The 232-nt window shown below is 56.5% G+C and carries 1 pseudogene; it reads left to right on the top strand.

The window, feature by feature from the left end:
• Window positions 1-232, top strand: a pseudogene (locus CVH10_RS24795) (acetyl-CoA C-acyltransferase); the annotation flags it as partial.

Genomic DNA, 232 nt, shown 5'->3' with positions numbered 1-232 from the left:
ATTTCAAAGGAGTCAGCAAAGATACCATCATCCGCCCGGATACTACGCCTGCACGCCTCGCCAACCTGAAGCCTGCGTTCGACTTCAGCGGCCAGGGTACACTTACCGCTGGCAACAGCACCATCTATACCGACGGCGCATCTGCGCTCCTGCTGGCTTCCGAAGAATATGCCCAACAACAGAACTGGCCGGTAATGGCGCATCTGATAGACGCAGAAACTGCTGCCGTGGA

The sequence above is a fragment of the Halomonas sp. ND22Bw genome, assembly GCF_003011945.1.
GTDB lineage: Bacteria > Pseudomonadota > Gammaproteobacteria > Pseudomonadales > Halomonadaceae > Halomonas > Halomonas halophila.
The sequence above is the reverse complement of the archived record's forward strand: the minus strand, read 5'-3'. Positions and strand labels throughout refer to the sequence as shown.